2 protein-coding genes are annotated in these 4,687 nt (G+C 51.6%); both read left to right on the plus strand.

The window, feature by feature from the left end:
- Positions 1-147: 147 nt before the first annotated feature.
- Positions 148-3,912 carry a phosphoribosylformylglycinamidine synthase gene (locus ACR0QE_RS13065; RefSeq protein WP_432628772.1) on the plus strand — a complete coding sequence of 1,255 codons (3,765 nt, stop codon included), beginning with the start codon at positions 148-150 and terminating at the stop codon, positions 3,910-3,912.
- A gap of 421 nt (positions 3,913-4,333) precedes the next feature.
- Positions 4,334-4,687: phosphoenolpyruvate carboxykinase (ATP) (locus tag ACR0QE_RS13070; protein ID WP_432628773.1), on the plus strand; the 354-nt coding region annotated here is incomplete at its 3' end.

Here is a 4,687-nt window from a genome sequence, read left to right on the forward strand (position 1 = left end):
ATATATCTTATGGTATTATTGTTTATAAGTGAGAGTAAGCATATAACTTGGGGAAATCGTTTTTTCTGAGTTATCGTTCACAGAAATGTATGAGAATCTTGGAAACAGATGAGAATCCATCCAGATAAATTTCCACGGGAGGTACCTATGAGCGTTAGACGAGTGTATGTAGAAAAGAAGCCGGAGTTTGCAGTAAAGGCAGGCGAGCTTCGCGAGGAGATCAGCAGTTACCTTGGAATTGAGACCGTGACCGGTGTCAGAGTGCTGGTGCGCTATGATGTTGAGAACCTGTCTGAGGAGACGTATCGCCAGGCACTGGTGACGATTTTCTCCGAGCCGCCGGTAGACTTCGTGTATGAGGAGACCTTCCCGCATGCGGAGGATGACACGATTTTCTCCGTGGAATTTCTTCCGGGACAGTTTGACCAGAGAGCAGATTCTGCCGAGCAGTGTGTGAAGCTCTTAAAAGAGACCGAGGAGCCGGTGATCCGCACGGCGACGACCTATGTGCTCTCCGGAACTCTGACAGATGAGCAGAAGGCAGCAGTCAAGGGATTCTGTATCAACCCGGTAGACTCGAGAGAGGCGGCTGCAAAGAAGCCGGAGACTCTTGTGACCGTGTTTGATACCCCGGCAGATGTCGCTTCGTTTGACGGATTTACCGAGTTTGGTGAGGATGAGTTAAAGAGCTTATATGATTCCCTGAATCTTGCAATGACATTTAAAGATTTTCAGCATATTCAGAAGTACTATGCAGGGGAGGAGCATCGCAACCCGACAGTGACGGAGATCCGTGTGCTCGACACCTACTGGTCCGATCACTGCCGTCACACGACGTTCTCGACAGAGCTCAAGGATGTGACGATTGAGGGTGGCGATTACAAGGATGCGATCGAGGGCACCTACAAGCAGTACCTTGCTGACCGCGAGGTTCTCTACAAGGGTCGCGATGACAAGTTTGTCTGCCTGATGGATCTGGCGCTTCTCGCAATGAAGAAACTGCGTGCAGAGGGCAAGCTTGAGGATCTGGAGATTTCCGATGAGATCAATGCGTGCAGCATTGTTGTTCCGGTGACGATCGATGGCGTGACGGAGGAGTGGCTCGTAAATTTCAAGAACGAGACGCATAACCATCCGACTGAGATTGAGCCGTTCGGTGGCGCTGCGACCTGTCTGGGAGGAGCAATCCGTGATCCGCTGTCCGGACGTACCTATGTTTATCAGGCAATGCGCGTGACCGGTGCAGCAGATCCGACCCGTCCGCTCTCTGAGACCTTAAAGGGCAAGCTTCCGCAGAGAAAGCTTGTGACCGGTGCAGCTAGCGGTTACAGCTCCTACGGCAACCAGATCGGTCTTGCAACCGGTTATGTAAAAGAAATCTATCATCCGAATTATGTCGCAAAGCGCATGGAGATCGGTGCTGTCATGGGTGCAGCTCCGAGAAAGGATGTGAAGCGTCTGACTTCCGATCCGGGCAACATCATTGTTCTGCTCGGCGGACGCACCGGCCGCGATGGAATCGGCGGTGCAACCGGTTCTTCCAAAGTACATACCGAGGCTTCGATCGAGGTCTGCGGTGCAGAAGTTCAGAAAGGTAATGCTCCGACCGAGAGAAAGATCCAGCGTCTGTTCCGCCGTCCGGAAGTGAGCAGCATCATCCGCAAGTGCAACGATTTCGGTGCGGGCGGTGTCTCCGTTGCAATCGGTGAGCTTGCAGAGGGACTGGAGATTGATCTGGACAAGGTGCCGAAGAAGTATGCCGGCCTTGATGGAACCGAGATTGCGATCTCTGAGTCCCAGGAGCGTATGGCAGTCGTTCTCGACAAGGAGAACGTGGAGAAATTCCTCGGCTATGCAAAGGAAGAGAACCTCGAGGCAGTTCCGGTTGCCGTTGTGACTGAGAGTCCTCGCCTTGTGATGCGCTGGAGAGGCAAGACAATCGTCGATATCAGCCGTGCTTTCCTCGACACAAACGGTGCACATCAGGAGGCAAGCGTAGTGCTTGAAACTCCGCAGAAGAAGGACAGCCTGTTTGTGAGAGCAGAAGTCGGTGATGTGAAAGAAAAATGGATGAACGTCCTGTCTGACCTCAATGTATGTTCTCAGAAGGGTCTTGTCGAGATGTTCGACGGCTCGATCGGTGCCGGTTCGGTCTTCATGCCTTATGGCGGAAAATATCAGCTGACGGAGACGCAGGCGATGGTTGCAAAACTCCCGGTTCTCAAGGGAAAGACCGACACGGTGACGATGATGAGCTACGGATTTGATCCGTATCTGTCAAGCTGGAGCCCGTATCACGGCGCAATCTATGCAGTTGTGGATTCTGTTGCAAAGATCGTTGCAAATGGCGGTGACTATGAGAAGATCCGCTTTACCTTCCAGGAGTACTTCAAGCGCATGACTGAGGATCCGACCCGTTGGGGCGCACCGTTTGCAGCACTTCTCGGAGCTTACAGTGCACAGCTCGGTTTTGGTCTTCCGTCGATCGGAGGAAAGGACAGCATGTCCGGAACTTTCAACGATGAGCATCATGGCGAGATCAATGTTCCGCCGACTCTCGTATCCTTCGCTGTCGATGTGGATCACTCCGGCAACATCATCACTCCGGAGTTTAAGAAGCCGGGAAGCAAGATCGTAGTCTTCAAGATCGAGCGCGATGAGAACGATCTTCCGGTTTACAGCCAGATGATGGATGAATATGCAAAGCTGACGAGAGACATCCGCGCAGGCAGAATCCTTTCCGCATATGCGGTTGAGAGAAACGGTCTCGCAGAGGCAGTCAGCAAGATGGCATTCGGCAACAAGCTCGGCGTGAAGATTGAGCACAACGTAGATCCGAGAGATTTCTTTGCGGCAGGCTGGGGCAACATCGTCTGCGAGGTTGCAGATGGCAAGGTCGGAGAGCTTGAGATCAGCTACACCGTGATCGGTGAGGTCACAGACCGTGCGGCTTTCGAGTACGGACCGGTTTCCATCTCCATCGAGGATGCGATTGCAGACTGGACGAAGCCGCTTGAGGATGTCTTCCCGACGGAGTCCGGTGTGAAACAGACTGAGGTGGAAGAGAAGCTCTATAACGCAGATAAGGTTTATGTATGCGCACATAAGATTGCACAGCCGACCGTCTTCATTCCGGTCTTCCCGGGAACGAATTGTGAGTACGACAGCACGAAGGCATTTGAGCGTGCCGGTGCGAAAGTGATCACCCGCGTCTTCAAGAACCTCTCCGCAGAGGATATCCGTGATTCTGTTGAGGCATACAAGAAGGACATCGCAAAGGCTCAGATCGTGATGTTCCCGGGTGGTTTCTCCGCAGGTGATGAGCCGGAGGGAAGCGCAAAGTTCTTTGCAACGGTGTTCCGCAATGCAGTCATCAAGGAAGAGATCGAGAAGCTGCTCAATGAGCGCGATGGCCTGATGCTCGGTATCTGTAACGGTTTCCAGGCACTGATCAAACTCGGACTTGTTCCGGAGGGTAAGATTGTGGAGCAGCATGCAGATTCCCCGACTCTGGCAATGAACACGATCGGCCGCCACATCTCCAAGATGGTATACACGAAGGTTGTGACAAACAAGTCCCCGTGGCTTGCAGGCGCCAAACTTGGCGGAGTTTACTGCAATCCGGCATCTCACGGAGAGGGACGTTTCGTTGCAAGCGAGGCATGGATCAAGAAGCTGTTTGAGAACGGACAGGTTGCAACCCAGTATGTTGACGATCAGGGTCATCCGACGATGAACGAGTTCTGGAACCCGAACGGTTCCTATATGGCAATCGAGGGTATCACAAGCCCGGATGGAAGAATCCTCGGCAAGATGGCACACTCCGAGCGCCGTGGCGATTCCGTGGCAATCAACATTTACGGCGAACAGGATATGAAGATTTTCGAGTCCGGTGTGAAGTACTTCAAATAAATGACAAGGAGCAGACTACCTGCGCCAGCAGGCAGATGAGTGCGTCAGCATAAGTTTGCGGGTGTGTGAAGCACTCCTGTGATGGGCAGATTCCCGTCATGGGAGTGCTTTTTGATGGGATAGAAAACGTTGTTTGCTGGTAGTTTGCGGGGCGACCATGTAGCGATCATGTACCGGAACAAGCCTGATGAAGGGTGCGTATACTGTCTTTTGTATACAAAATAAACAGCACCTGTGCAGAATTGACAAATTTTCTTAGATATAATTTGGAAAAATTAAGAGTCGCTGGAAATTGTATTGTTGACAATTTAACAAAAAAGTGCGATAATTAGTCGCGTATGGCAGCGTGAATATGGGCATGGTTGAGCCCAGTTTACGGTTGATTATCACAATTTACATCAGGAAGGCGAGGTCAGGTAAAATGGCAGTAGTTGATTTAAGCAAGTATGGCATTACAGGAACCACAGAGGTTGTTTACAACCCTTCTTATGAGATGTTGTTCGAGGAGGAGACAAAACCGGAACTCGAGGGTTACGAGAAAGGCCGCGTGAGTGAGCTTGGTGCAGTGAACGTTATGACCGGTATTTACACCGGACGTTCCCCGAAAGACAAGTACATCGTGATGGATGAGAATTCTAAGGATACCGTTTGGTGGACCACCGACGAGTACAAGAACGATAACCATCCGGCAAGCCAGGAAGCCTGGAACGCAGTGAAGGAGATCGCTAAGAAAGAGCTCTCCAACAAGCGTCTGTTCGTTGTAGATGCATTCTGC

The organism is Brotaphodocola sp. (assembly GCF_050873065.1).
Taxonomy (GTDB): Bacteria; Bacillota; Clostridia; order Lachnospirales; family Lachnospiraceae; genus Brotaphodocola.